The organism is Mucilaginibacter dorajii (assembly GCF_024808255.1).
Lineage (GTDB): Bacteria > Bacteroidota > Bacteroidia > Sphingobacteriales > Sphingobacteriaceae > Mucilaginibacter > Mucilaginibacter dorajii.
On sequence record NZ_JANTYS010000003.1, the window covers coordinates 263912 to 288810 of the forward strand.

24 protein-coding genes and 1 tRNA gene are annotated in these 24899 nt (G+C 43.2%); 15 read left to right on the forward strand and 10 right to left on the reverse strand.

Translation table 11 applies throughout. From position 1 onward, the window contains the following. Window positions 1-71: 71 nt before the first annotated feature. The 3 genes from FHS10_RS05475 to FHS10_RS05485 are packed head-to-tail and all read left to right on the forward strand — an operon-like array spanning window position 72 to window position 4684. Window positions 72-1898 (forward strand): 3-keto-alpha-glucoside-1,2-lyase-like domain-containing protein, encoded by a 1827-nt coding sequence (locus tag FHS10_RS05475; RefSeq protein WP_259088321.1) that lies wholly within the window; start codon window positions 72-74, stop codon window positions 1896-1898. 12 nt (window positions 1899-1910) lie between these two features. Further along, the gene (locus FHS10_RS05480; protein ID WP_259088322.1) at window positions 1911-3878 is read left to right on the forward strand and encodes a c-type cytochrome; all 1968 of its coding nucleotides are present in this window, start codon (window positions 1911-1913) and stop codon (window positions 3876-3878) included. A gap of 26 nt (window positions 3879-3904) precedes the next feature. After that, window positions 3905-4684: a 3-keto-disaccharide hydrolase gene (locus tag FHS10_RS05485; RefSeq protein ID WP_259088323.1), complete on the forward strand. Its 780-nt coding sequence runs from the start codon at window positions 3905-3907 to the stop codon at window positions 4682-4684. Between the two features lie 119 nt (window positions 4685-4803). Here FHS10_RS05485 and FHS10_RS05490 read toward each other — a convergent pair whose 3' ends face one another. Beyond that, window positions 4804-5868 carry a cobalamin-independent methionine synthase II family protein gene (locus FHS10_RS05490; RefSeq protein WP_259088324.1) on the reverse strand — a complete coding sequence of 355 codons (1065 nt, stop codon included), beginning with the start codon at window positions 5866-5868 and terminating at the stop codon, window positions 4804-4806. 171 nt (window positions 5869-6039) lie between these two features. Further along, window positions 6040-6420, reverse strand: coding sequence for a VOC family protein (locus tag FHS10_RS05495; protein ID WP_259088325.1), 381 nt, complete (start codon window positions 6418-6420; stop codon window positions 6040-6042). A 246-nt stretch (window positions 6421-6666) separates the two neighbouring features. Between FHS10_RS05495 and FHS10_RS05500 the strand changes: the two genes are divergently transcribed. Continuing rightward, window positions 6667-9192: a mechanosensitive ion channel family protein gene (locus FHS10_RS05500; RefSeq protein ID WP_259088326.1), complete on the forward strand. Its 2526-nt coding sequence runs from the start codon at window positions 6667-6669 to the stop codon at window positions 9190-9192. A 138-nt stretch (window positions 9193-9330) separates the two neighbouring features. Here FHS10_RS05500 and FHS10_RS05505 read toward each other — a convergent pair whose 3' ends face one another. The 5 genes from FHS10_RS05505 to FHS10_RS05525 form a co-directional block, all read right to left on the reverse strand. After that, window positions 9331-9954 (reverse strand): hypothetical protein, encoded by a 624-nt coding sequence (locus FHS10_RS05505; protein WP_259088327.1) that lies wholly within the window; start codon window positions 9952-9954, stop codon window positions 9331-9333. A gap of 6 nt (window positions 9955-9960) precedes the next feature. Beyond that, a complete protein-coding gene (locus FHS10_RS05510) occupies window positions 9961-10815 on the reverse strand; it encodes an isocitrate lyase/PEP mutase family protein (protein ID WP_259088328.1) in 855 nt (284 codons plus the stop codon). 68 nt (window positions 10816-10883) lie between these two features. After that, window positions 10884-11648, reverse strand: coding sequence for a hypothetical protein (locus FHS10_RS05515; protein ID WP_259088329.1), 765 nt, complete (start codon window positions 11646-11648; stop codon window positions 10884-10886). A gap of 136 nt (window positions 11649-11784) precedes the next feature. Next, window positions 11785-11860: transfer RNA gene (locus tag FHS10_RS05520), tRNA-Gly, on the reverse strand. 272 nt (window positions 11861-12132) lie between these two features. After that, entirely contained in the window at window positions 12133-12750 is a 618-nt protein-coding gene (locus tag FHS10_RS05525; RefSeq protein WP_259088330.1) for a hypothetical protein, read from the reverse strand. 111 nt (window positions 12751-12861) lie between these two features. Between FHS10_RS05525 and FHS10_RS05530 the strand changes: the two genes are divergently transcribed. Beyond that, the gene (locus tag FHS10_RS05530) at window positions 12862-13368 is read left to right on the forward strand and encodes a hypothetical protein (RefSeq protein ID WP_259088331.1); all 507 of its coding nucleotides are present in this window, start codon (window positions 12862-12864) and stop codon (window positions 13366-13368) included. Beyond that, window positions 13368-13904: a GNAT family N-acetyltransferase gene (locus FHS10_RS05535; RefSeq protein ID WP_259088332.1), complete on the forward strand. Its 537-nt coding sequence runs from the start codon at window positions 13368-13370 to the stop codon at window positions 13902-13904. Before FHS10_RS05530 ends, FHS10_RS05535 begins: the two co-directional genes overlap by 1 nt. Window positions 13905-14052: 148 nt before the next feature. On the opposite strand, the gene FHS10_RS05540 is transcribed toward FHS10_RS05535, so the two are convergent. After that, window positions 14053-14634, reverse strand: a complete 582-nt coding sequence (locus FHS10_RS05540) for a fasciclin domain-containing protein (RefSeq protein ID WP_259088333.1) — start codon at window positions 14632-14634, stop codon at window positions 14053-14055. A 367-nt stretch (window positions 14635-15001) separates the two neighbouring features. Next, the gene (locus FHS10_RS05545) at window positions 15002-16456 is read right to left on the reverse strand and encodes an NADP-dependent isocitrate dehydrogenase (RefSeq protein WP_259088334.1); all 1455 of its coding nucleotides are present in this window, start codon (window positions 16454-16456) and stop codon (window positions 15002-15004) included. A gap of 176 nt (window positions 16457-16632) precedes the next feature. On the opposite strand from FHS10_RS05545, the gene FHS10_RS05550 reads away from it, so the two are divergent. From FHS10_RS05550 to purE, 5 genes are all read left to right on the forward strand, one after another. After that, window positions 16633-17016 carry a hypothetical protein gene (locus FHS10_RS05550; RefSeq protein WP_259088335.1) on the forward strand — a complete coding sequence of 128 codons (384 nt, stop codon included), beginning with the start codon at window positions 16633-16635 and terminating at the stop codon, window positions 17014-17016. 113 nt (window positions 17017-17129) lie between these two features. Further along, the gene (locus FHS10_RS05555) at window positions 17130-17528 is read left to right on the forward strand and encodes a hypothetical protein (protein WP_259088336.1); all 399 of its coding nucleotides are present in this window, start codon (window positions 17130-17132) and stop codon (window positions 17526-17528) included. 56 nt (window positions 17529-17584) lie between these two features. Further along, window positions 17585-18724 (forward strand): 5-(carboxyamino)imidazole ribonucleotide synthase, encoded by a 1140-nt coding sequence (locus FHS10_RS05560; protein ID WP_259088337.1) that lies wholly within the window; start codon window positions 17585-17587, stop codon window positions 18722-18724. A 73-nt stretch (window positions 18725-18797) separates the two neighbouring features. Continuing rightward, complete coding sequence (locus FHS10_RS05565) at window positions 18798-19148, forward strand: four helix bundle protein (RefSeq protein WP_259088338.1); 351 nt, start codon at window positions 18798-18800, stop codon at window positions 19146-19148. A gap of 32 nt (window positions 19149-19180) precedes the next feature. Further along, window positions 19181-19675, forward strand: a complete 495-nt coding sequence (purE, locus tag FHS10_RS05570) for a 5-(carboxyamino)imidazole ribonucleotide mutase (protein ID WP_259088339.1) — start codon at window positions 19181-19183, stop codon at window positions 19673-19675. 199 nt (window positions 19676-19874) lie between these two features. Here the strand turns inward: purE and FHS10_RS05575 are convergent, their stop codons facing one another. Then, window positions 19875-20438 (reverse strand): YqgE/AlgH family protein, encoded by a 564-nt coding sequence (locus tag FHS10_RS05575; protein ID WP_259088340.1) that lies wholly within the window; start codon window positions 20436-20438, stop codon window positions 19875-19877. A gap of 111 nt (window positions 20439-20549) precedes the next feature. Here FHS10_RS05575 and pdxH point away from each other — a divergent pair, with 111 nt between their 5' ends. The 4 genes from pdxH (at window position 20550) to FHS10_RS05595 (ending at window position 24893) form a co-directional block, all read left to right on the forward strand. Next, window positions 20550-21197: a pyridoxamine 5'-phosphate oxidase gene (gene pdxH, locus FHS10_RS05580; protein ID WP_259088341.1), complete on the forward strand. Its 648-nt coding sequence runs from the start codon at window positions 20550-20552 to the stop codon at window positions 21195-21197. After that, window positions 21194-21691 carry an NADH-quinone oxidoreductase subunit C gene (locus FHS10_RS05585; RefSeq protein WP_259088342.1) on the forward strand — a complete coding sequence of 166 codons (498 nt, stop codon included), beginning with the start codon at window positions 21194-21196 and terminating at the stop codon, window positions 21689-21691. Before pdxH ends, FHS10_RS05585 begins: the two co-directional genes overlap by 4 nt. Window positions 21692-22182: 491 nt before the next feature. Next, window positions 22183-22539 carry a BlaI/MecI/CopY family transcriptional regulator gene (locus FHS10_RS05590; RefSeq protein WP_259088343.1) on the forward strand — a complete coding sequence of 119 codons (357 nt, stop codon included), beginning with the start codon at window positions 22183-22185 and terminating at the stop codon, window positions 22537-22539. Between the two features lie 11 nt (window positions 22540-22550). After that, on the forward strand, window positions 22551-24893 hold the full coding sequence (locus FHS10_RS05595; RefSeq protein ID WP_259088344.1) for a M56 family metallopeptidase: 2343 nt from the start codon (window positions 22551-22553) through the stop codon (window positions 24891-24893). Window positions 24894-24899 lie beyond the last annotated feature (6 nt).

The following is a 24899-nucleotide window of genomic DNA, read 5'->3' on the forward strand; positions in this document are numbered from 1 at the left end:
ATTGCGCAGGATAAGCGTTATAAACCCTTATCCCATTTAAACCATATTATAATTAAAGAAGCATGTTTTTTATGAAGTATCCCACTATAAAAATTAGCGGTAAAGGTGCTTTGGTGATGTTTGTTTGCTTGTTGGGCGGTCAAAAACTCCTGGCGCAAAGCAGCGTACCACTTACCGATCTTTCCTTTTTCCAGGAGCCATCATCAAACTGGAAATTAGCCACCGGTGTACAGGCCGATCTGTTGCAGGATGAGGTTTTAACCACTAAAGATGGCAATGGCATCCTGGTAAACTTGCCCGGCAAAAAAGGTGCAAAGGACCTTTACACCAAAAGCACGTATGGCGATGTAGATATCGAGCTGGATTACCTGGTGGCCAAAGGATCAAACTCGGGAATTTATTTGCAGGGGAGGTATGAAATTCAGCTATTGGATAGCTGGGGTGTGGTTAATCCCAAATCGGGCGATAACGGCGGTATTTACGAGCGCTGGGACGATAGCAAACCAGATGGGCAGCAAGGCTATGATGGCCACGCGCCAAGGCAAAACGCCAGCCGCGCACCGGGCTTGTGGCAGCACATGAAAATCTCGTTCCAGGCACCGCGTTTTGACGCCAATGGCCAAAAGATAGCTAATGCCAAGGTGATTTACGTTTGGCTGAATGGCGTTTTGATACAGGATAACGTGGAACTGGCCGGGCCAACCCGCGGCGCTATGGATAGCAAAGAAACCACGGCTGGCCCGCTCCGCATCCAGGGCGACCATGGGGCGGTTGCCTTTAGGAATATTTCCATTACAAGCTATGATAAGCCGCATCCCGAGTTAGCCAATCTTAAATACTCGGTTTACAAGGGCGGCGCGCTAACAAATCCGGATTATAAAACGCTTAAACCCGAATCTGAAGGAAACTCAACCATACTATCATCAAACCAGGGCAAATTAAGCAATGACTTTTTAATGCGCTACACTGGTACCATTAAGGTAACCGGGGCGGGCGAATATGTGTTTAAATTAAGCGTACCCGGAGGTAAAGGGGTTTTCCGCATCAATGGTGCCGATGCAGTTACCGCCGACAACAGGGGCGAAGGTAAAATTCAGCTTACCGCCGGCGAGCATCCCTTTGATATAGTTTACGCCAAAACGGTTGATTGGGCTAAACCTGCTTTGGGGCTTACGGTTTCGGGTCCAGGTGTTAGGGAGTATCTATTGAGTGATGCCAATGTGAGCAATAATGATCCGGTTGATCCGATATTGATTAATGCTACAGAAAATACCATCCTGCGCAGCTTTAGCGATTTGCCGGGTGGCATCAGGGTTACGCATGGTGTAAACGTTGGGAGTCCAAAGCTGGTTCATTACACTTTCGATTTGGATAAAGGTATGATTGTGCAGGTTTGGCGTGGCGGCTTCCTTGATGCCACCCCCATGTGGCATGATCGTGGCGACGGCTCATCACGCGTTGCCGGTTCTGTAATGTATTTAGGCAAACCCGTACCATCTATCGAAAAATTAAGCAGTGAGCAGGCCGTGTGGTCGCCGGATACCGCAGGTACCTGGTATAAACCCAAGGGATATATGTTAGATAATGCAGGGCAGCCTACCTTCAGGTACATGGTTTATGGTTCGATGGTGAACGATGCCAGCGTGGTTATAGATGGCGGGCAGGGCATCAGCCGACAGATTACCGTTCAAAATCCGGTCGATGGTTTGTTTGTGCATGTGGTTACAGCCAATAATATCGAAGCTTTAGGGAATGGCTTATACACTGTTGATGATAAATCATATTATATCCGCATTGATGACGCGGGCGGGGCTAAGCCAATTCTGCGGGATGCCGGGGGCAAACAGGAACTGATTATCCCCATCAAGCAAAAATTAACCTATTCTATTATCTTTTAAGCTGCCTGCATCATGATATACACTATAAAACAAATGATAAACAAGGGCGCGTTATTCATCGCGTTAACAGCTGCCGCGCTCTCGGCCAATCCCCAAAATACCTACGCCCAGGCCGAATCGCCAAAGGAGGATGACTTTTTCAAGATCATGAAGATTCCAGCGCCCGAGGGTACCATACTGGAAGTTGGCGGTTTATGCACTTTACCCAACGGAACGCTGGCCGTAACTACCCGTCGCGGCGATATTTTTATGGTAGAGAACCCCAGCGCTCAGCACCCATTTTTCCGCAAGTTCGCGTCGGGCCTGCATGAGGTGTTGGGCGCGGCTTATAAAGATGGCTCGCTATACGTTGTGCAAAGGGGCGAACTCACCAAACTTACCGATACCAATATGGATGGTAAGGCCGATGTTTTTGAAACAATTTACGCCTGGCCATTATCTGGCAATTACCATGAGTATAGCTTCGGCCCTAAAATAGCGCCCGATGGTTCCTTTTTTGTAACCCTCAACCTTGGCTTCCCACCGGATTGGTGGCATCCTAAAAGCTTTGTGCCTTACCGCGGCTGGACACTCAATATCAAAGAGGATGGTACGGTAACCCCATGGGCGGCGGGCATGCGGTCACCTTGCGGTATCAGTATGATTGACGGCGAGTTATGGTACAGTGATAACCAGGGCGACTGGGTAGGTTCGGGAAGTATTATGCAGGTGAAGAAAGGGGCGTTCATGGGGCATCCATCAAGCCTGGTTTGGACTAATTTGCCAAACTCTCCGCTCAAATTAACCTCCGAACAGTTCTTCGCCAAAAATAACCCACGGATTGAATTTGACAAAGATGGCCAGCCCTTTAAACCCCAGGATATTGTTAACGAAAAGTTTAAAACCGAGTTTGAGGCCAAAAAGGAAATCCCGGAATTAACCCTGCCGGTAGTGTGGCTGCCGCATGGCATACTGGGCATCTCCAATTCCGAAATTGTAAAGATCCCGCAGGATGCTTTTGGCCCCTTCGGCGGGCAGCTGCTGGTGTGCGACCAGGGGCAAAGCATGCTTGACCGCATCTTTTTAGAGAAGGTGAACGGTGAATACCAGGGCGCGGCGTGGGCTTTCAGGAGTGGGTTCCAGTCGGGCGTGATCAGGCTGGCCTGGTTACCGGATGGTTCGCTTGCAGCAGGTGAAACCAACCGGGGCTGGGGATCGGCAGGTGATGCTACCATGGGCCTGCAACGTTTGGTATGGAACAATAAAGTACCGTTTGAAATGTGCGCCATCCGTGCCATGCCCGATGGTTTTGAAATAGAATTTACCAAGCCGGTTGATAAAAAGGTAGCCGAGGATATAGCTTCATATTCAATTGAAAGCTACATCTATAAATACCAGGCCGTGTACGGCAGTCCGCCCGTAAATACCGAAAAATGCCCTATAGCAGGTGTAAAGGTTTCTGAAGATGGTTTAAGGGCAAGGCTGATCGTTAATAACCTGCGCCGGTATTACATCCATACCATTACATTGGATGGCGTGCGCGATAAGGAAAACTATTTTAACCTGGTTCACCCAACGGCCTACTACACGCTAAACAACATCCCCGAAGGGCAAAAACTTTCTATGAGCGAAGTGAGTACCCTTAATTCAGCCAAAACAAAAGCGGCGGTTGCGTCTGTAGCTAAAAAAGGAGCATTGGCAAAAGGAGTTACAGCAAAAGCAGTAGCGGCAACAAACGCGGTGCCCACTTTTGACGAAGTGAAACCACTGTTGGTTAAAAATACCTGCCTATCGTGCCATAACGCCAACAAGCGCCAGGTTGGGCCTGCTTATATAGATGTTGCCAAAAGAAAGTACAGTGTGAATGAACTGGTGCAACTAATCCATAGCCCTAAACCCGAGCACTGGCCGGATTATTCAACACCAATGCCGCCAATGCCACAGGTACCTAAAGAGGAAGCTCGTAAAATAGCGCTCTGGATCAAATCGCTGGCTAAGTAAAAGATTGTTAACGATATAGAATTAAAATGATGAAAAGGAATTACACTTTAATATTTGCCGCCCTGCTGGCTGGCAGCGCCATCACCGCGAAAGCGCAGGAAAAAGCCAAACCCGAAGATACCGAGTATTATACCCCGGTACCACCCATCGTTACCCCAGCCAAAAACGTGGGCGATGCCCCATCTGATGCTATAATTTTGTTTGATGGTAAAAATCTGGATGAATGGGTAGCTACTAATGATTCTACATCAACCCATAAATGGAAAGTGGCCGATCATATAATCACGGTAGATAAAACCGCCGGCGATATCCAAACCAAACGTAAATTCCAGGATTTTCAGCTGCATATTGAGTACCGCATCCCTTCAAATATTACCGGCAGCGGGCAGGCCCGTGGCAACAGCGGGATTTTCCTGGCGGCCTTGCCTTGGGGAGCAGGCGGTTATGAATTGCAGGTTTTAGATAATTACAACAACAAAACTTATGTGAATGGCCAGGTAGGCAGCTTATACAAGCAATCGCCACCGTTGGCCAATGCCTGCCGCAAACCCGGCGAATGGCAGTATTACGATGTGATTTGGACAGCCCCGCGTTTTAATGACGATGGCAGCCTGAAATCTGCCGCCCGTGCCACCGTGTTGCACAATGGTGTGCTGGTTCAAAACAATACCGCCCTAAAAGGCGATACCCCGTACATCGGTCAGCCTGAGTATCGTAAACACGGCAAAGAACCCATCAAGCTACAGGCCCATGGCGATAAAAGTGAGCCGATAAGTTACAGGAATATTTGGGTAAGGGAATTGTAAAAATAAAGAGCCTCAAATAGTTTAAGTTGGAAACTTAAATTATTTGAGGCTCTAGTACGCTTTGCTAAACTCGCGGCAGCTAGGTAAGGCAGTTGTATAAAAAAAAGAGTAGTAATTGACTATTTTGAAAGTATCTGTTCTGCCAGTTTAGTGCCTTCAATGCGTGCCCGAATCTTGGCGAAAGCAATTTCACGTGCTGTGCTGGTGTCATCGCCAAAAGGGGAGAAACCGCAATCGTCTGCAGTGCCCAATTGGTTAACGGGGATGATCTCTGCTGCTTCTAAGATCAGGTCACTTACTTGCCCTGCTGTTTCCACCTGTGGGTTAAGCACATCGGTAACACCCAGAAAGATGCGCTGATTGGCACCCAGGTTTTCTTTGATAGATTGAAGTACAGCTGTTTTGTCCTTTTCGGCGGCATATTCCATATAAAAGTTACCGGCGTGCAGTTTAAATAGCAATGGCAATAATTCAGAGTATGGAATATCGGCACTATGGGTTGAATCATGATCGCCACCAGGGCAGGTGTGTACACCTATTCTTTTTTGTTCTTCGGTAGTAAACCGGTCTAATACCTGGTTGTTGAGGTCGATAAAAGCAGATAACAATTGTTTGCTGGGATCTAACTTTATAGCAAGGCGGGCCTCGGTAAAATCAATTTGTACGTTGTAGGCGCCGCTATCTAAGCATGATCTGATATCGTAAGCGGCGTCATTCACAAGGTCGGCCAGGAACTGGTCTCGGGTATAGCCGTCAATTCCCTCTCCAGGATAAAGTAAACTCATTGCCGAGCAGGAGATCACCGCCTGCTTGATAGGCAAAGACGAATATTGTTTGGCTTTTTGCAGGTAGCTGTTTGCAAAGGTGGTGTAGTGAAACGGACCGGCGGTAAGTTTAGGCAGCTGACGGGTATGCCCATCGGCAAAAGGAATTACCACACCATCGGCAGCAAAGTTTTTAGAGCCCTGCATGGGGTAGGTTACAAAACTGGGTTTTGATTGCTCTCCATCAGATATCACCGGCGATCCAGTGGCTTCCAGTTCTTTGATGGTTTCCTGGGTGGCTTTGTCAAAAAGTTTTTCTAATTCGGTTTGTTGAATTTGGCCGCCGGCAAAGGCGGTCATGGCTTGTTGCAAGTAAACCGGGCGGGGGATGCTCCCGATGGGTTCAGTTAATATTCTCATAGTTATTGGTTAAGATTGTTCATAAAGTTAAATAACTTAAAAATATAACCAAAGGATACCTCTTTAAATTAAGATTAAATTTAGATAGGTAATTCAAGCTGTCAAGCTCCCGCGAGTTACGCTTTTGCTAAACTCGTGGAGCTATGTTTTCAACTTAAATTGAAAATGTAACTATTGGGGCGAATGTATGGAAAGCTGGTTGCCTTCGGTATCCTCAAATACGCCCAGGCAGCCAAACTGGGGCGAGATTTGCGTTTTGGGCATAATAATTTTGCCCCCGGCTTTTTCAACGCGGTTTAGCACCAATGCAAGGTCGCTGCCGCCATTCAGGTAAATTTTAACGCCGTCTTTTGATGGGGTATACCCTTTACCCTGTACAATGGCCACACCTATGCCCACACCACGTTCATGCAATAAAAAGCCCATGCGGTTTGGCCCCATCATAATTTCGGGCATGTCATAATCATATATCGTGCTGTAAAACTGCTTGGCACGATCAAAATCAGTAACAGGTATCTCGGCCCAGAAGATTGAATCTTTTAGCATTTCCATTGTTATAGGTTTTTAAGTGTTGAGGTCTTTAACACAAATGTATTTTTAATCGGAGGAATTAAAAAGATAAATAGCGACAAATTAGGGGTGTTTTGCGCCTTGCTTTTAGTGCATAAACCCACTTCTTATAACAAAGCTTTTAAGCCGTTTTACGGTAACACACTATTATCATTAGCTTTGCATTAGTCTTAAGTAATTTGATACTTGTTTAACCGTTTAATGACGCTCCCTTATAAAATTATACCGATGTCTGAAAGATTGAAATTGTTTGTCATTTTTATTATTGCATTGTTTTTTTTGATACCCTGCCAAAATTCATTTGCGCAAGCTAAGAAGAAAAAGGTGCACCATACTTTAAGGGATTCCTTACGGGAAAGGGTGTTACAAAGGGATTCTGTTATCCGGTCGTTCAGGCATTCTGATGGTTCTGTAAATATACTGCTGGGTAAAATTGAGGATTACACATCGGCCTATGTAGAAACCAATTCAGATCTTGCCCGCGGGTTTGATACTTTAGATATCAGCGAGCAGTTGCCTGCTTTAGAAAAACGCATGGCTTTAATGCGTAAAGCCATCGGCAACTCCACCACTATGGGGTTTCTGGTATCAATAAGGGGAATGGTTGATCATTTGAAAGATCAGCTAAACTCATGGGAAGACCAATTAACAGCCTACAACAACCAGCTTGACAAGATCCGTTCAGATATTGCCGATTTTAAAAAAGATACCGTTTTAAGAACCGCTCCCGCTGATAGCAGTTTAAGATTGAAAAGCTTTATACAGGTACAAAGCCTGGAACGCAAGTGGAAAGGCCTTGAGGATAGCACGGAAAAGGCTATCATTAGGATTGGATTGTTGGAAAACCGTGTATCGTCATTAACCATTTTGTTGATTGATGTTGACGATAAGATAGATCTGAAGATCCATGAGTTTACACTTAAAGCCCTGAATAACGAGTACGGCTACATCTGGAACATACATAAAGAGGGAAGTCCGCAGCGGCTTGATACCGCGGTTGCCCGCAGCTATAAGCTTAATTCCCGGTTATTCCGTTATTTTTTGACGAATAAATCAAATTATACGGGGCATTTCATCACCATATTTTTGTTGCTGGCCTTTTTAGGCTGGATCATGAACAGCCGGCGCAAAGTTTCCAAAACAGGAGATATGCATCAAAAAATAGTTGATGAAACCAGCTATGTGGTAAAACATCCATATCTATCTGCTATAATTGTTATTAGTGTGCTCGCGCCATTTTTTTATGATCATGCTACACAGGTGTTCCTGCACACTATGTTGCTTATTACAGTGGCGGTTATTGGCTTTTTGATTAAAGATGTGTGGCCAAAACCTTTATACAAATTCTGGACTCATCTTTTCGGCTCTGCTGTTATTTTCGCGTTTAGCAGTCTATTGATCCTCAATACCGACTTTGACCGTGTTGTACTGCTGCTGTTATCGTGCTACGTTATTTTCTTTTCGGTAAAGTTTGCCAAACTTTTGAAATTATCAGCAGATGGATATCCGCCACACTTAAGGATAATAGTACGGGTGTTTATCGGGCTGCAGTTGGTTTCGGTTTTATTAAATGTGTTTGGCAGGTTTAGCCTGGCAAAAATAACAGGGGTATCGGCAACATTAAATTTATGCCTGGCCATGGGCTTTTACCTGGTGGTACAAATTTTAATGGAAAGCCTTTTTCTGCAGCTGGAGGCCAACAAAACGGTTAATAGCCAAAACTTTATATCCTATATCGATTTTAAGGTTGTTCAGAAAAAATTCAAAGGGGTTTTAATAAAAATAACGTCAGTATTGTGGCTTTTAGCCCTGGCAAAAAATTTAACCATCGATGATTACCTGTACGATACCATAAATGATTTTTTAAACCATCCGTACCAGTTTAGCAGTACCGCATTCACTTTTCGCAGTGTATTGGTGTTTATTATAGTTATCTGGCTTTCGGGCTTACTGGCGCGGGTAATAAGCTATTTTTATGATTTTGCCGGCCAGCAAACAAAGCTTACCCCACAAGCAAAAAAAACAAGGTCGTCTATATTACTCATCAGGTTAACGGTATTTGTTGTAGGCTTTTTTGTGGCGATAACCGCCGCGGGTATCCCAATGGATAGGGTAACAATTATTATAGGTGCATTGGGCGTAGGTATTGGTTTTGGCTTGCAAAATATTGTAAATAACCTGGTATCGGGGGTAATACTTGCCTTTGAAAAACCGGTACAGGTAGGCGATATTATTGAAGTAAGCGGCAAGTCAGGAACAATTAAGGAAATTGGTATCCGATCAAGTAAAATAGAATGCGGCGACGGATCAGAACTGATTGTACCTAACGGGGATTTGATTTCGCAGCATGTTGTTAACTGGACATTGACCAATAATAACCGGAGGGTTGAAATCGTTATGCGTGTAGTTTACGGGTCAGATGTTGTTAAAGTAGAGGATCTGCTTTTGACAATAGTTAATGACCATGCCGATATCATGAAAAGCCCATCGCCTGCCATATTTTTAAACAACTTTAGCGATAGTGCGGTAGAATTTCGTGTGTTGTTCTGGGCCGCTGATATAGGCAACTGGTCGAGGTTAAAAAGTAATGTGATGCGTGAAATTTACCTGGCATTTAATAAAGAAGGTATTGAAATAGCCCAGTCGCAAAAAGAAATACAATTGCTTTTCCCAGAAAACGGTGTTGCCGAAGCAAAAGCAATTGCGGCGGCAAAAAATGAGGTTCCAGATAAGCCCGGCGATACCAATGTTTAATGACCGCTAATTGTGTATAGTAAGTAATATGATAAAAATGGTTAGATAAATCATGACTGAGGATTAACATGACTACCTACTTGTACGGCAGCGCTACTGATAAAGGTTCGTGCGATTTTTTGGCGGGGCCAGAAAAAATTAAAAACTTTCCGATACGCCTAGTTGCGGCATATAACCTGCCCCAAAAGCTTTAACGATAGATCTGGGCGTTAGCACGGTAACCGTTTCGTTTTCGGGGAGTTGTAGAGCATCTTGGTAGCCGAAAGGCGTCCAATGGTAAATTTGCTTATCAGTCACCAAATAAGGCTCACCGTTTATTTCGATAAAGCTGCCGGTTGGCAAGTTTTGGATCTGATCTTCAAACGTTACTTTTTTGCCCTTAGCTATCCGTTCTGCATGGATTATCTTATCTATTTCGCTGATCGGGGTTTTGTGGGTAAAACCATATTCAGGGTTACCATTAAGCCAGGCGGTTTTAAAACGCTGATGATCCTGGTATCGGCATTGAAAACATGGCCTGTGCCCGGCCGAAAACGCGGTGGCTTCGTCTAAAAAGAAAAGTTCGGTCCAGCGGTCTGGCATCATTACCTCCCGGTGCCGTCCCCTGAACTGTAGCGCGCAAATGATCCATGCTTTTACCTTAAATGGCCGCACTATTTGCTGCTGCGCATTATGAATTACACCCCGGTTACCCAGCCATGCGCCACGGGCCGGCGTGCTGATGATATTCCCTTTAGGGTCAACACGGTTTTGTAATGGCATAAAAGATCAGGAGTTATAGGATTTGAATAAATTATTCAGTTCCGGGTAAGGCTTTGCATCATTAGCATATGCAAAAGTGCCCGGGGCTATAATTTCCTCTGCTGCTTTAAAGAATGCTCCATAAGCTGCACGGGCCAGCGATGATCCTACACTAACCCGCTTTACGCCAATATCCTCCAATTCGCGGAGCGAAAAACTGGTGCCGGATAAGCCCATTACCACGTTTACAGGCCTGGGAGCTACGGCTTTTACAACGGCGGCTATTTCCGCCGCGGTTTTAAGTCCGGGAGCAAATAACACATCAGCACCTGCGTCGGCAAAAGCTTCCAGTCGTTTAATGGTATCGTTTAAATCAGGTCGGCCATGGATCAGATTTTCGGCCCGGGCGGTCAGCATAAACGGATAGGGCAGGCTTTTTGCCGCCGCTACAGCAGCTTTTACTCTTTCAACAGCCAGTTCAAATGGGTAAATAGGATTGGCAGGGTTACCGGTGGCATCCTCAATTGACCCGCCGACGATGCCGGTTTTAGCTGCAAGCAGTATCGTTTCGGCACACATTTCAGGTGTATCGCCAAAGCCGTTTTCCAGGTCGGCAGATACAGGCAAGCTAACCGCGTTTGCAATGCTTCGCGCGTTTTGCAATGTTTCTTCGCGGGTGATGGATGCATGCCCATCTGGTTTACCCAACGTGTAAGCAAGGCCGGCACTGGTGGTAGCTAATGCTTTAAAACCCATGGTTTCCAAAACCCTTGCCGAGCCAGCGTCCCAGGCGTTGGGTACTACAAAAATTCCTGGCTGCGCATGTAGTAGCTTAAAGGCTTCGGCTTTGGTAATCAGTATATCGTTGGCAGGTATATTCATTGGTTTTGATTTTTACCAAAGTACCGGATTTCTTTCGGAAGAATCCAAATTTGTAAAAACGCAAAATGCTATTGATTTGCCCACTTAGCAAAATCAAGCTGATTAGTGAATTTCCGGTAAGTTATTCGTCTTAAATATCCCTCCAGTTCTTCGGGTGTATTAGCAATGGGGGTTATCACTGTTTCGGCAGCCTGTTTTTCAAGTGAAGCTTTAATAGTAACCTGGCGATTTTTGATATGGATACCAAAGTCAAGATTGCTAAACCATTTATGGTTAGCTGTTATTTTACCATAGAATAGCTCATGACGAAAAGATTTAAGCAATTGTACAGTTTTCAAAAGATCACCTTTTGAATTATAAAAGTTCACCGAAACCGTATCCGAATGTCCGTCTTTTTCCAGTAGTAATGAGGCTTGATGCTTTCTGTCTTTTGAGTGTTTTTTCTTCAGCTCCTTTTTATAGATATACCCACATTCAATGACTTTGCTATAGGCTTGGTCAAAAACAGCTTTATCCCATCCGTATCTTTTTGAACAAAAAACGGCTATCCTGTGTATAGTGTCCAGTATAATTTTATTCTGTTGGTCAGGTGAGCTTAGCTGATATTCTTTCTCGTCAAAAGCAACTTCAACACTTAAAATACTTCCGAAATACCCTCTGTTGTAATCCTCATTTCCAATATCGGCCGAAATTCTCGTAGTGCCTTTTGGTTTGTAACCGTCAAGAAAATCGATATATAAATCGGAGATAAGATGGTTTTGCATAGCAAAGGTATTATTGTCGCTATTGTCAGAACGACGATAAAGGGTAATATCATAAAATCCGTGACCCATAATTTAAATTATCAATAAAGATATTGAAATATCGAGATCATAAAATACAAAACAAAATACTTTTCCGACTGAATGTTTGGGCGTTTTTTATAACGAGAGGCAATAAAAAAAGCCTTCCCTGATACAAAGAAGGCTTTGGAGCGAAAGACGAGATTCGAACTCGCGACCCCGACCTTGGCAAGGTCGTGCTCTACCAACTGAGCTACTTTCGCGTTGGTGTTTTTTACTTCAAATGACAGTGATAATTATCGCAGTCGTTTTTTAGTGGCGGCAAATATATAAATTTGAGATGGGTGAGCAAAAAAAATATCAAGATAATGGTGTTGTCGTTTTAAGTTGTTTGATGTTAGGGAGTTGTGTTTTGATAAAGCTTTCGAAAATGGTATTTGTGGCTGTTTTTTGAATAGACCAAGCGGTGTTAAGTGGCGAAAAATGGCCTATTTGTGCAGATAACAGGAAAATAGCAGGGCAATGGTGCCAGATTTTAACTTTGTAAAACGTTCCGTTCTTTCACAATTTCTTTCAATAGCACCTGCAGGATCACGGCATTCCAATCGTTGGCAAAGCTGCGGCTTTTGCGTTGGGCTTTGTTGTGGCGGTTGTAGATCATGTAGTAATGATAATAGCTGCTTATGGCAATCTCGTCCCAGGTTAAAATGTTTTGCGTGTCCCAGCCGATCCCGTCAAAATGGAAGCTGATGCCGCAAAGCTCAAATGTTTGGTGAATTTTATATAGATCGTAATAGTAGTTATAGATGTTTACAAAATAGTTTTTCCAAAGCTGGTGGATAATATCGTTCCAAAGCTGGCCGTAAAGATCTTTGCGAATGCCATAATAACTCCCCAGTTTTATCCGGCAAACGCTTTCTTCATCGTTCCTGATCTCCACAAAATACTGGCGACCGAACACGAATTTGTATCCTCTTGTCCAGGTGATGCCATATCTAAAGGCCAGCATGTTTTGGGCGGCGATATTGTTTATATACACAAAATTAGTTGGGGTAAAGCTGTTAGGTTTTTCAATAGTTAAGCCATCGGGTTTAAAAACCAGTTTACGGTATAGTTTTTTGCTTAGCAGCTGCGGCACCTCAATGGTATTCACCCTATAAAAATAAGCATCGGTTAGTACAGATTATTTGAGAACCGTAAATAAATCACCACAATACCTTATTTTTTGTAAAAAGTATAACTTTATACCGTAAAACCCATCGTTATGGCTACAAACACTATCATACCCGACCGTAAGAACGCCATCCTTACCATTTTATGGCTTGGCTTTGTAACCGGCACCCTTGATGCCATGGCGGCCATTATATGGAGTTACGTCATCAACAAAAAGATTGTGACCGGCATTATCTTCAAGTTCATCGCGTACGGGGCCTTTGGGCAGGCAGCCATGAACGGCGGTAACGAAATGGTGGTAGCGGGCATTATTTTTCATTACGTTATCGCTTTCGCGTTCACTATGGCATTTTACCTGTTGTATGGCTACTTTGATAAATTGCTGCGCAATAAGTATTTGGTAGGTGTTATGTACGGAATAATTGCCTGGCTGGTAATGAATTTAATTGTACTGCCGCTCAGTAAAATAGGCTATCACCATGTTAGGATCCAAACCGCCTTAACCGGTTTATTGATCCTGATTATCTGTATAGGTTTGCCAATAGCACTTGTGGCCGATAAAAAATACTGGGCAGCCAAATTATCTCCAAAAAAATAATGTCGATACAATTTCCATCAACAGAGTTTCCTGTATTACAAACTAATCGCTTGGTATGCAGGGAATTGACCAAAGTAGATGGTGAACAATTGCTAAGCATCCGTAATAACGAAGAAATTAACCGCTTTATAGGCCGTAGTTCGGCGCAAACGCTTCAACACGTGCTTGAATTCATAGATTCGCGTAAGTTGGATTGGAAAGAAAGAAAAGGTGTTTACTGGACTATCGAACTAAAAAGTACCGGTAAACTCATTGGCAACATTTGTTTTTGGAACCTTGATTATAATGCCGCTACCGCCGAAATTGGTTATGAACTGCTGCCCGCCGAGCAAGGCAAGGGCCTGATGACGGAAACCGTAGATAAGGTAATAGCCTACGGATTTGAAACCATGCAGCTGGATGCGATGACGGCATGCTTATCGCCCGACAATAAACCATCTGTAAAGTTGCTTGAACTGCATGGTTTTACTTACACCGAAACCATTGATGAACTGCTGGTTTATAAATTAACCTGTGCCCAATGGGGAGCAAAATAAATCGTCAATAAAAAAGGCCCGGTATTTTACTACCGAACCTCCTGGATTTAAAATTGATTAACAATTGCCGGTTTTACTCCGGCATCTTAGCGCACTTTAACAGTGGTATAAGATGCTGAAGTTAACCGATATGATAACCTATCTTAAGTTACTGCGGCATCAATATGCCATTTAAACCGTGAATAACACCATTTGATGCCATGGTATCAAACGAGATCACCAAGGCAACATTGCCCTTTGCATCGGCAATCTGTAAATTACTTTTATCATTTACCGATAGGGTAAGGGTGTCGCCATCAATTGTTTTCAGTGTGGTTTTTCCTTTACCGGCACTCAGCGCTTTAATAATATCGGTCTTGGTATATTTGCCGGAAACTATGTGGTATTTTAACAACTTGGCCAGTTTACCCTGGTCTTTCATTAAATCGTCCATAGTTGGTTTTGGTACTTTGCTAAATGCTACATCATTTGGGGCAAAAACGGTGAACGGACCTGGCGTTTTTAAATTAGGTTCAAGTCCGGCGGTTTTTATTGCTAATGCAAATGGGGCAAAATCTGTGGTGCTGCTTAACACGCCAACAACATCGCTGGTTGCTGCAGAAGGAGCGGCCGGAGCAGTTGCAGGGGCAGCGGCTTTAGTAGTATCCTGTTGCTGGGTTTGTGCAAAAGCATTAGTCGAAAATAATCCGATAGTTAATGATGCAACGGCAATTAAAACTGACTTTTTCATGTTCATCTTTCTTTTGTTGTTGTTTGTAAATAGATTGTAAATGAGTAGCAGTTTATCTGATATTATTTCCTTTTAGTTGTTTAATTATCGTTTATTGTATATGTTATAACTTATAATTACAGAAAATGTTTTGAATGGACTCGAATCGGGCACGGATTTTAGCGGATTTCACGAATGGGATAAACACGAATAGAGACGAATTTTAGCGAATTTCACGAATGGGGGCGGATTTGAATTTCTTAGGGTTCAATAGGTTATGGCTGAATATATCTGCGCGAATTAATTTAAGATCATAAAAAAGCCCGTGGCAAAACCACAGGCAAAAAATTTGTGAAATTGTACAAAAAATTAGAAAAATTCGTGTGTATTATTGCCCCTGCGCCAAAGTATATCCTATTTTGCCGTCGAATTTCATCAGGAATTCGGCAGAGCAAACTTTTATATGTTCAGAAAAATCAGCGGCAATGTGCAGCAGTTCTTTTTGGGTTACGGTGCGGTCGGTTTTCTTTTCAAAACGTACGCGGTATTCGTTCACCAGTTCGGTATAGATTGATCCTGTAGGCCAAACCTGGGTACCACGGTTAGAGATCATCACCAGTTCAAAATTATCGGTTAAAACAGTTTTGGCAAGCTCGGCCAAAGCAGCCGGCTGAATTTTTGACTCAACAAAAACATCTACCCCAACCATTTCTTCACTAATGTTTTTGGTGGCAGTAAGTTTATTTTTTAGGGGCTGAATTTTTTGCTCCTTGGTTTCAAAATCAGGATTGCTGTAAACGCCGCCACCAGCAGGTACACGGCCCAGGTTAGCTATAATAGCATCGGTAAAGGCGTTGGTGTTTGATGATGGGATAGCCTTATCCCCAAAATCGCCGGTATGTACGCCTTGCTCTAAAGTGTAAAGCAACGCGTTCTCGATATCGGCCGCGTTTTTTGAGAAGCCCAGGAAGCGCAGCATTGAAATGCCTGATAATAATAACGCAGTAGGGTTGGCAATGCCTTTGCCCGCAATATCCGGCGCGGTACCATGCACCGCTTCAAAAATAGATATGTTATCGCCAATATTTGCCGATGGCGCGAAACCCAAACCACCAACCAAACCGGCGCAAAGGTCAGATACGATATCGCCTTGCAGGTTAGTTAACACAATAGCCTCGAAAGTTTCTGGGCGGGTAACCAGTTTCATGCATAGGTCGTCAACAATAATGTCCGTTGCTTCAATCTCGGCATATTCCTTAGCTACCTGTTGAAAAACTTCTAAAAACAAACCATCGGTAAGCTTCATGATGTTGGCTTTATGGCCACAGGCTAACTTTTTAAGCCCTTTGCGGCGTGCCATCTCAAAGGCGTAACGGATAACCTGCTCAGATCCGGGGCGCGTAATAATACGACGACCAACGGCTACGTCGTAAGTTAATAAGTGCTCGATGCCTCCGTAAGTATCCTCAATATTTTCGCGGATGATGGTTAAATTAATGGGGATGCCTGCTTTAGAGAAAACAGTATCAACACCATTAAGGGTGCGAAAATCGCGTTGGTTAGCATAGGTGTTCCATACTTTGCGGGCGGTAACGTTAATGCTTTTAACACCCTTGCCTTTAGGGGTTTCCATAGGGCCTTTAAATAATAAACCCAGGTTTTCGATGGTGGCCTTAGCCGCGTCGGTCATCCCGGTTGAGTGGCCTGCATCAAAATAAGATTTACCCATTTCAACAAATTCATATTCAAGGGGTGCATTATTGGCCTCAAAAACACGAAGAACGGCCTGCATAATTTCGGGCCCGATGCCATCGCCATTGGCAACTGCTATTTTGGTTTTCATAGAAGTATTATTAGTTAAAAAACGCGCAAAGGTAAACGTTTTGCGGTTTGTAGTTAAGCTGATAAACAATCATGAAGGTAAATTGTGACATTGATATTAACGCTTTGTGCTGTCAGTTCCATTAATTTGCACCGATCTTACAGACGCCTTATCGCTCTGTTTTTAATTAATACATTATGAAAGGATTAGCCAGGCCGCTTTTTAAAGCATTTATATTTTCGGTAATATTATCTATCGCCGCCAGCAGTATTTACTACGCTGTTGCGCAAAAGGGCATTGACTACACACATGCGCTGCCCCAAATATTTGAAGGGATCTTATTTCTCAACATCATCATCTTCATTATGTCGCTACCCTCATTATTCCTGGTTAATGCCGCCTATTGGAACAATCTTATTGTGCGCTTACTGCTTTATTTTGCCGGACCGGTAGTATTTATTATCACTGCTTTAACCTTCAAGCTGCCGCCGGCAGACAAAGCCGTTTACCTGCTTACCGGCGTAATATTTATAGTTGTTCGTGCCGTGTTTTACTACCTGGCGGTTAAGAAGCGGAAGTAGTCCGGTACACCTAAAAAACCAGCCTGGATATAATCCCGTAGGTTTTGGCATCTTAACGCATTTTTCATAATTGATTTTGTAAACTTGCGCAGCTTATATTTTTACAACGTATTATGGGATTGGGGAAATTGCTTTTAAGAACTTATATCTTCTCTTTTTTGTTGACTATTGTTTTGGCAACTGCCTGGTCCTTTATATTTAACGCTTCAACAACAGATTTGAAAGCCATACAGGTGATTGTTTTAAGCAGCCTGTTATTCAATATCCCTTTAAATTTTATTGCATTTCCGGGTTTGTTCATGTCGGCAAGTTTTCAAACTAATAAGCTAAAGGCAGGTGTTGCATGCTTTTTGGCACCGGTGGCTATCCTTATAAAAGTTGCAACAATGGCCGGTACGCCGGCCAACGAAATGGCGTTCAATATCATTATTGTAATTTCCTTTATGCTGGTATTGGGTTACTTCTTTTACAAAAACTTAACGCCCAACAATCCAAGGCCGCCTCAGCCGTAGCCACGCTAAATTGATATAGGCTTTTTGAAAGATTTGCGGTAAACTTGCATTATCAAATGAAAGCATTTTACGGAGATCTTAAATTGGGTATCTTGGGCGGCGGCCAGTTAGGGCGCATGCTGATACAACAGGCTATAAATTATAACGTTACAGTAAAAATTCTTGACCCCGATAGGGAAGCCCCATGCCGCAAACTTTGCGACGAATTTACCGTAGGCTCTCTTGGCGATTACGAAACCGTTTACAATTTCGGCAAAAATGTAGACCTGCTAACCATCGAAATAGAGAAGGTAAATGTAGATGCGTTAGAGCAGTTGGAGAAAGAAGGCGTGCTGGTTTACCCGCAATCTCGCATCATCAGGCTTATTCAGGATAAAGGCCTGCAAAAGCAATTCTTTAAAGAAAACGATATCCCTACTGCCGATTTCCAGGTTATCAATTCGCAGCAGCAGTTACAGCAAAGCTATATTCCATTCCCTTATATCCAGAAGCTGCGTAAGGACGGCTATGATGGCAAAGGTGTTTATAAAGTGATAGATAGTTCATACCTGGCTGGTGCTTTCAAAGAACCGAGCCTGATAGAAGAATGGATAGATTTTGAAAAGGAAATAGGCGTAATTGTTGCCCGCAACGAAAAGGGCGATATCAGCACCTTCCCGATGGTAGAAATGGAATTTAACCCCCAGGCCAACCTGGTGGAGTTTTTAATAGCACCATCCACATTACCCTTTGAAGTACACGAACAAGCAGAGCAAATTGCCCGCAAAATAGCCGATAGCCTTAAAATTGTAGGTTTGCTGGCGGTTGAAATGTTTTTAGATAAAAGTGGCAAGATATTGGTGAACGAGCTTGCTCCGCGACCGCACAACAGCGGCCACCAAACTATTGAAGGTAACGTAGTATCGCAATTTGAACAGCATTTAAGGGCGATATTTAACCAACCTTTAGGGGATACGGCCTGTCTTAACAACGCCATTATGGTAAACGTATTAGGCGAAGCCGGCTACGAAGGCCCCGCCATTTACAAAGGAATAGAAAAGGTGCTGAATGTACCGGGGGTATATGTGCACCTGTACGGTAAAGCCTTAACCAAACCTTTTAGAAAGATGGGGCATGTGACTATTGTTGATGCGGATAGGGAAAAGGCCATTGAAAAGGCGAGATTTGTGCAAAAAACGTTGAAAGTAGTGAGTTAGTTCATGGTTCATAGATCATGGTTCATGGTAGCTGCGGAAATAGTTCATAGTATTTTGAATAAAAAATAGTTTTATGGCATTTAGATTTGAGGATCTGCAGGTATGGCAAAAAGCTATGGATTTAGATGAGCAGGTAAACCAACTTACAAAAACGTTTCCTAAAGAAGAGGTTTACGTTTTAACATCGCAAATGAAACGAGCAGCTGATTCCGTAGTTCTGAACATAGCCGAAGGTTCAACAGGGCAAAGCAAGGCTGTGTTCAAAGTGTTTTTAGGGTATTCCTTAAGATCGGCCATTGAGGTAGTAAGCTGTCTTTTTATAGCGAAAAGGAGAGCATATATTGAAGACAATAATTTCAAATTTTTATATAACGAATACGAGGTGTTGGTGAAAATGATTACTTCGCTTAGAAATTCAATCTAAGGCTTTTTACCATGAACCATGAACCATCAACTATGAACTCAATAGCAAAAGTCGCCATTATAATGGGCAGCAAGTCTGATTTGCATATTATGCAGGATGCTGCCGATGTTTTAAAAGAATTAGGTGTTAATTACGAGATTACCGTGGTATCGGCACACCGTACACCCGATAGGATGTTTAGTTATGCCCGTGCAGCTGCAGATCGTGGTATAAAAGTTATTATTGCAGGTGCCGGTGGTGCCGCGCATTTACCGGGTATGGTGGCTTCGCTAACCCATTTACCAGTAATAGGCGTACCTGTAAAATCAAGTAATTCTATTGATGGCTGGGATTCTATTCTGTCTATCCTGCAAATGCCAAACGGTATCCCGGTAGCTACCGTAGCCCTTAATGCTGCCAAAAACGCCGGCATCCTGGCCGCGCAGATCCTATCTACAGCCGACGAATACCTTGTTAAAAACCTCATCGACTTTAAAGAGGACCTCAAGAAAAAAGTAGAGGAATCGGCGAAGGAAATGGAGTCTTAAATGTGCAGATGTGCGGATTTCAGATGTGCAGATGAGGGAATAATTTGAAGATTTGAAAATGTGGTTTCTGAACCGGGATTAAGCAGATTTTTACGATTACAGGATTTTAAATCAGACGATAAAAATCCTGTAAATCCATTAATCTCATAAATCCTGGTTCAGACAATCCCCTGCAAACTGCCTACCGCCCACTGCAAACTCAATTCAACGCCGGGTCCTCCGGGAAATTGGCAATGTGGGCGTAGCGCTGGCCAAGGCCTTTGATTACGTCTTTCCACAGGTTTTGTTCTTCGTTGCTAAACAGGGTTTCGGGGGCAAAATGGTCTGATACTATCCAGCTGTCGGCCAGTATCTCGTCGTCGAGCTGTTGAGCGGTCCAGCCGCTGTAGCCGGCAAAAAATTTAATTTCCGTATCGTTTAGCTGGTAGTTACTTACCAGTTTTTTTACCAGTTCAAAGTCGCCACCCCAGTAAATGCCGGGAGCTATTTCAATACCGCCCTCAATTTTTTCGGGCGCACAGTGGATAAAATGCAAGGTGTTTTGGGCTACCGGGCCGCCATCATAAACAGGCATTTCTGAGTAGGATACATCGGGCAGCACATCGCCCAGCATGTATTCGCCCTGGTGGTTTAAAATAAAGCCCATGGCACCATCGGCAGAGTATTCTGTAAGGATGATCACCGACCTTTTAAAATTAGGGTCCATCATAAAAGGCTCCGAAATAAGTAACCGCCCTGCGGCTGCCGATATAGTACTTAGCATAGAGGTTTATTTATAATAATACAACAAGCATAGCAAAAATATGTTCAATTACGAAAATGAAAATGATCGTTATCAAGATATACGGATTAATTAATTTGTAAGTTTGCAACAATGGATCAGCAGGAACTACAAAACTTAAGGCAGGATTATTCTGCCGCCACCTTAGAAGAAAACAACACCAAAGGCGACCCGATAAACCAGTTTGAACAATGGTTTAACGAAGCTTTAGCCGCAAAATTGCATGAGCCCAACGCCATGACACTGGCTACCGCCACTACAAGCGGCAAGCCATCGGCGCGTATTGTGTTGCTGAAAGGTTTTAACCCCAATGGCTTTATATTTTATACCAACTATTTAAGCCGCAAGGGCAAGGAACTTACCAAAAACCCACAGGCGGCCGTCACTTTTTTTTGGGGCGAACTGGAACGCCAGGTACGTATTGAAGGTACCATTGAGAAGCTAACCAAAGAGGCATCTGAAAGATACTTTCACTCGCGTCCTAAACTGAGCCAGTTAGGCGCGGTTGCATCGCCACAGAGCCAGGAAATTGAAAGCCGCGACCTGTTAGAGCAAAAAATGACCGAATTAGAGGCTGAATACGAAGGTAAGGATGTTCCAAAACCATCTTTTTGGGGAGGCTACATTTTAAAACCGCAAATGGTTGAGTTTTGGCAGGGCAGGAGAAACCGCCTGCACGACCGCATCCTATACAAAAGAACCGATAAAAAGACCTGGAAAAAAGTACGTTTAGCCCCATGATGTTTAGCGATATCAAGTTATTACTCACCAATAAATTTGGTGAGGCTGTAATTGCAGGCGAAGAAACCGGCGGCTTACAACCCGCGCTTTTGATTAATCCTGATGATATCGCGGCTGTGTGCCTGGAGCTGCGTAATAATCCTAAAACATATTTTGATTTTTTGGCAAGCCTGAGCGGGATGCATTATAATGATGAAACCAACCGTTATGGCGTGGTTTATCATTTAACATCTATCCCCTATAAAACACAGCTTACCTTAAAAGTGAGCAAACCACATGATCGTGAAAGTGATCAGTTGCCCGAATTTAAAAGCATCACCAGCGTATACCGCACCGCCGACTGGCATGAACGTGAAGCCTACGACCTCTTAGGCATCTTTTTTGAAGGCCACCCCGATTTGCGCCGCATCCTGCTACCCGATGATTGGGATGGTTTCCCGTTACGGAAAGATTACCAGGCCGCCGAGTATTATAAAGGGATTAAGATAGATTAAGAAGCCTCACCTAAACGGCGAAGCCCTCATGAACGCCTTTAAAATAAAAATATAAACTTGTGAGTAATCCTCTCCAAAGGAGAGGGTTTTTGATTAGCATATTTATTAGCCTCGTGATGCATAAAAGCATTACGAGGCTTTGTTTTTAGAACCCTCTCCTTTGGAGTTACTGTGTATACACATCTTTCCAACTAAAAGAAAATGTCATTTCGATGGAGCGAAGGTGGGGCATGAGCGGGACGCGCGAGAGAAATCTTATGCGCCTTGCAGGGCCGAATGTTCGCTTTTATAAGATTTCTCCTCACTTCCGGCGCACAATTCCCCTCAGGCTCATTCGAAATGACAAGGTTTTGGTTAGTGATAAGATTTCAAAAAGATGTGTACACACAGTAGCCTTTGGATAGGGCAGGGTGAGGCTTCCTGTTAAATTTTGTTAAAATATTTTGATAATTACGAAATACTCGTAGATTTACGAAATAATCGTAATTGAGATGGAGAAATTATCAAAACAAGAAGAAGAAGCCATGCTGGCGGTATGGCAGTGTGAGGCTGGTTTTATAAAAGATTTTTTGGATCAGATGGTCGAGCCCAAGCCACCCTACACCACCCTGGCATCAACCATTAAAAACCTGGAACGCAAGGGCTTTTTAAAAAGCGAGAAGATGGGTAACTCTTTGCGTTATAGCGCGGCCATCAAGGAGGAAGAATACAAAAAACGCTTCATGAGCGGTTTTGTGAGCGATTACTTCCAAAACTCGTATAAAGACCTGGTTACTTTTTTTGCCAAAGAGAAAAAGGTAAGTGCCAAAGATCTGGAAGAGATCATTAAACTGATTGAAAAACAATAAACCTTAAAATCATGCCAGCACTGTTTGTTTTTTTACTTAAAGTAAATATTGCCCTGTTATTGTTTTGCGCCGGTTATTACCTGGTATTAAGGCACCTTACCTTTTATACCCTTAACCGTGTTTATCTGCTTACGGCTATTTTGTTTGCCAGCATTTACCCTCAAATAAATCTTACCGGTTTTTTACAACGCCACGAGCAACTGGCCCGGCCGGTGCAGCAAGTGGCTATTAACTGGCAAGCCCCCGCACAGGCGCTGGCCAGTAAAGTTGATAAGCCCGACTATTGGCTGTACATAGAAAGTGTTTTTTGGATAGGGGCAGCCTTACTGGCTATCCGGCTGTTTGTACAGCTGTTTTCTTTGTACAAGCTGTTTAAAAATTCGCAGCCTGCTACCATTGGCAGTCATAGCGTACGGGTGATGGATAAGGATGCCGCGCCATTTTCTTTTTTGCAAAGCATTTTTGTAAACCCGGCCAAACATGAACCTGCCGACCTGAAAGCCATTTTATTACACGAGCAGGTACACGTAAACCAATGGCATACAGCCGATATTTTACTGGCCGAGCTAAGCAGTATCTTTTACTGGTTTAACCCCGGCATATGGCTCATGAAAAGGGCCATTCGTGAAAATATTGAGTTTATAACCGATCAAAAGATCCTTAAAAAGGGGATAGATAGCAAGGCCTATCAGTATAGCCTGGTTTCGGTAAGCTTTAGTAATACGCAGCCGGGTATAGTTAACCACTTTAATTTATCAACCATCAAAAAACGCATTATTATGATGAACGCTAAACGATCTTCAAAAATTAACCTGACACGCTACGCGTTTATGGTGCCGACTGTTATTTGTTTGCTATTGGTTTTCAGCATCTCCAAAGCCGATTTTGTTAAAAAGAGCAAGGCTTTTAAAACCATAACCATTATATCAAAAAATGTAAGCAATGCGGTTGGTATTAACAGGCTTGCCGCATCTGTTAAAGCTATTTTACCGGGCGGTAACGATAAAGTGGTTACTGATACTGCCAACTTTGATGCCGGGTATATTAAAAATTCTATAAACGCATTGTGGTATCTGGATGGCGAACCATTATCAAAAGATAAAGGTTTTGGTGATGATACCGAAAGCATTGATTACATGGCCGCTGCCGATGCGAAAAAATATTTTAATGCAGGCGATGGTAAACATATGATAGCTTTTGCCACAACCAAAAACTCGGCCACTGGTAAAGCGTTAAGAGAACAAATAGCGCAACTTGTGGCATCGGGCAAAATAAAAGTGCACGGCGTGGCAAAGGGTACTCTTGAGAATGTAAACAATAAGGTGCGGTTGATTAACGCAGATGTAGCGAATCACGGTACCAAAACCGACACACTAAAAAAATCAAAACACTTTTCCATAGTAACCAATAGCGATAGCAATTTGGTTTATGTAAACGGCAAAAAAGGAAGAATTAAAGATGTTGACCCCGATGATGTGCTAAGTGTAAACGTATTTGATGCCAACGGGGCTGCCGGGTTTATTGATGAAAAGATTGGTGATAACACCGCTGTAATTTTTATTACCACCAAAAACTCACCGGAGGGTTTAAAATTTAAAGAGAAATTGGATAGCTATACTGGTAACACAAATGCTATAGGCGGCACCGGTGTAAGAGGCTTCAACAGTCTGCCAATAAAAGGTAAAGTAGCCAATGTGATGGTGTACAACGTTAAGGTAGATAGCAAAGATAGTTTGGAAAAGAACGGTTCAAAAGGAATTCGTTATACTGTAAACACTATTGCCAATGTGACTGCGAATACAAAAAATGTTGTACCCGGAACTTTAGTGTTAATAAAAGATAACAAGGTAAATAAAACTAAGGCTGTTGGATCAAAAGTTACTTCTATCAGGATCAATGGGAAAACAACTAATGTAGCGGGAACAACAACTGCCGACGAACTGATATCAGATGATGACGATGCAAACTCGGCTACTGTAGCCGGTACCGGAGCGGTTAATAAAGTGTTTGTTACCGGCAAAAAGGCCAGTAAATTACACCTGGTGAAAGGTAATTTTATTGCTTTAAGTGGTAGTGCGCCAATGGATACTATTGAGCTGATGGCTGATCCTAAAAAGGCGAAAACGATTACATCAACATGGAAAGTTTTATATCGTAATGATAGCGATGACGACAAAGCAAGTCCACTGATTTTGGTAGACGGTAAAGAAGTTAGCCAGGCCGAGTTTAAAAAGGTAAATCAAAGCGACATCAAAGCCATAAGCATATTGAAAAACGATGCCGCCACCGACAAAAAATACGGCGAAAAAGCCAAGCAAGGTGTAATTGTTATTGAACTGAAGAAAAAGAAATAGGACCCG

What these genes read in the sequence shown, in the direction of transcription:
- FHS10_RS05535 (WP_259088332.1), top strand. Translation starts at nt 13,368, where the DNA reads ATGTCGATACAATTTCCATCAACAGAGTTTCCTGTATTACAAACTAAT.
- FHS10_RS05595 (WP_259088344.1), top strand. Translation starts at nt 22,551, where the DNA reads ATGCCAGCACTGTTTGTTTTTTTACTTAAAGTAAATATTGCCCTGTTA.
- FHS10_RS05560 (WP_259088337.1), top strand. Translation starts at nt 17,585, where the DNA reads ATGAAAGCATTTTACGGAGATCTTAAATTGGGTATCTTGGGCGGCGGC.
- FHS10_RS05495 (WP_259088325.1), bottom strand. Translation starts at nt 6,420, where the DNA reads ATGGAAATGCTAAAAGATTCAATCTTCTGGGCCGAGATACCTGTTACT.
- FHS10_RS05500 (WP_259088326.1), top strand. Translation starts at nt 6,667, where the DNA reads ATGTCTGAAAGATTGAAATTGTTTGTCATTTTTATTATTGCATTGTTT.
- FHS10_RS05555 (WP_259088336.1), top strand. Translation starts at nt 17,130, where the DNA reads ATGGGATTGGGGAAATTGCTTTTAAGAACTTATATCTTCTCTTTTTTG.
- FHS10_RS05530 (WP_259088331.1), top strand. Translation starts at nt 12,862, where the DNA reads ATGGCTACAAACACTATCATACCCGACCGTAAGAACGCCATCCTTACC.
- FHS10_RS05475 (WP_259088321.1), top strand. Translation starts at nt 72, where the DNA reads ATGAAGTATCCCACTATAAAAATTAGCGGTAAAGGTGCTTTGGTGATG.
- FHS10_RS05480 (WP_259088322.1), top strand. Translation starts at nt 1,911, where the DNA reads ATGATATACACTATAAAACAAATGATAAACAAGGGCGCGTTATTCATC.
- FHS10_RS05505 (WP_259088327.1), bottom strand. Translation starts at nt 9,954, where the DNA reads ATGCCATTACAAAACCGTGTTGACCCTAAAGGGAATATCATCAGCACG.
- FHS10_RS05590 (WP_259088343.1), top strand. Translation starts at nt 22,183, where the DNA reads ATGGAGAAATTATCAAAACAAGAAGAAGAAGCCATGCTGGCGGTATGG.
- FHS10_RS05485 (WP_259088323.1), top strand. Translation starts at nt 3,905, where the DNA reads ATGATGAAAAGGAATTACACTTTAATATTTGCCGCCCTGCTGGCTGGC.
- FHS10_RS05585 (WP_259088342.1), top strand. Translation starts at nt 21,194, where the DNA reads ATGATGTTTAGCGATATCAAGTTATTACTCACCAATAAATTTGGTGAG.
- FHS10_RS05565 (WP_259088338.1), top strand. Translation starts at nt 18,798, where the DNA reads ATGGCATTTAGATTTGAGGATCTGCAGGTATGGCAAAAAGCTATGGAT.
- FHS10_RS05575 (WP_259088340.1), bottom strand. Translation starts at nt 20,438, where the DNA reads ATGCTAAGTACTATATCGGCAGCCGCAGGGCGGTTACTTATTTCGGAG.
- FHS10_RS05550 (WP_259088335.1), top strand. Translation starts at nt 16,633, where the DNA reads ATGAAAGGATTAGCCAGGCCGCTTTTTAAAGCATTTATATTTTCGGTA.
- FHS10_RS05510 (WP_259088328.1), bottom strand. Translation starts at nt 10,815, where the DNA reads ATGAATATACCTGCCAACGATATACTGATTACCAAAGCCGAAGCCTTT.
- pdxH (WP_259088341.1), top strand. Translation starts at nt 20,550, where the DNA reads ATGGATCAGCAGGAACTACAAAACTTAAGGCAGGATTATTCTGCCGCC.
- FHS10_RS05490 (WP_259088324.1), bottom strand. Translation starts at nt 5,868, where the DNA reads ATGAGAATATTAACTGAACCCATCGGGAGCATCCCCCGCCCGGTTTAC.
- purE (WP_259088339.1), top strand. Translation starts at nt 19,181, where the DNA reads ATGAACTCAATAGCAAAAGTCGCCATTATAATGGGCAGCAAGTCTGAT.
- FHS10_RS05515 (WP_259088329.1), bottom strand. Translation starts at nt 11,648, where the DNA reads ATGGGTCACGGATTTTATGATATTACCCTTTATCGTCGTTCTGACAAT.
- FHS10_RS05545 (WP_259088334.1), bottom strand. Translation starts at nt 16,456, where the DNA reads ATGAAAACCAAAATAGCAGTTGCCAATGGCGATGGCATCGGGCCCGAA.
- FHS10_RS05540 (WP_259088333.1), bottom strand. Translation starts at nt 14,634, where the DNA reads ATGAAAAAGTCAGTTTTAATTGCCGTTGCATCATTAACTATCGGATTA.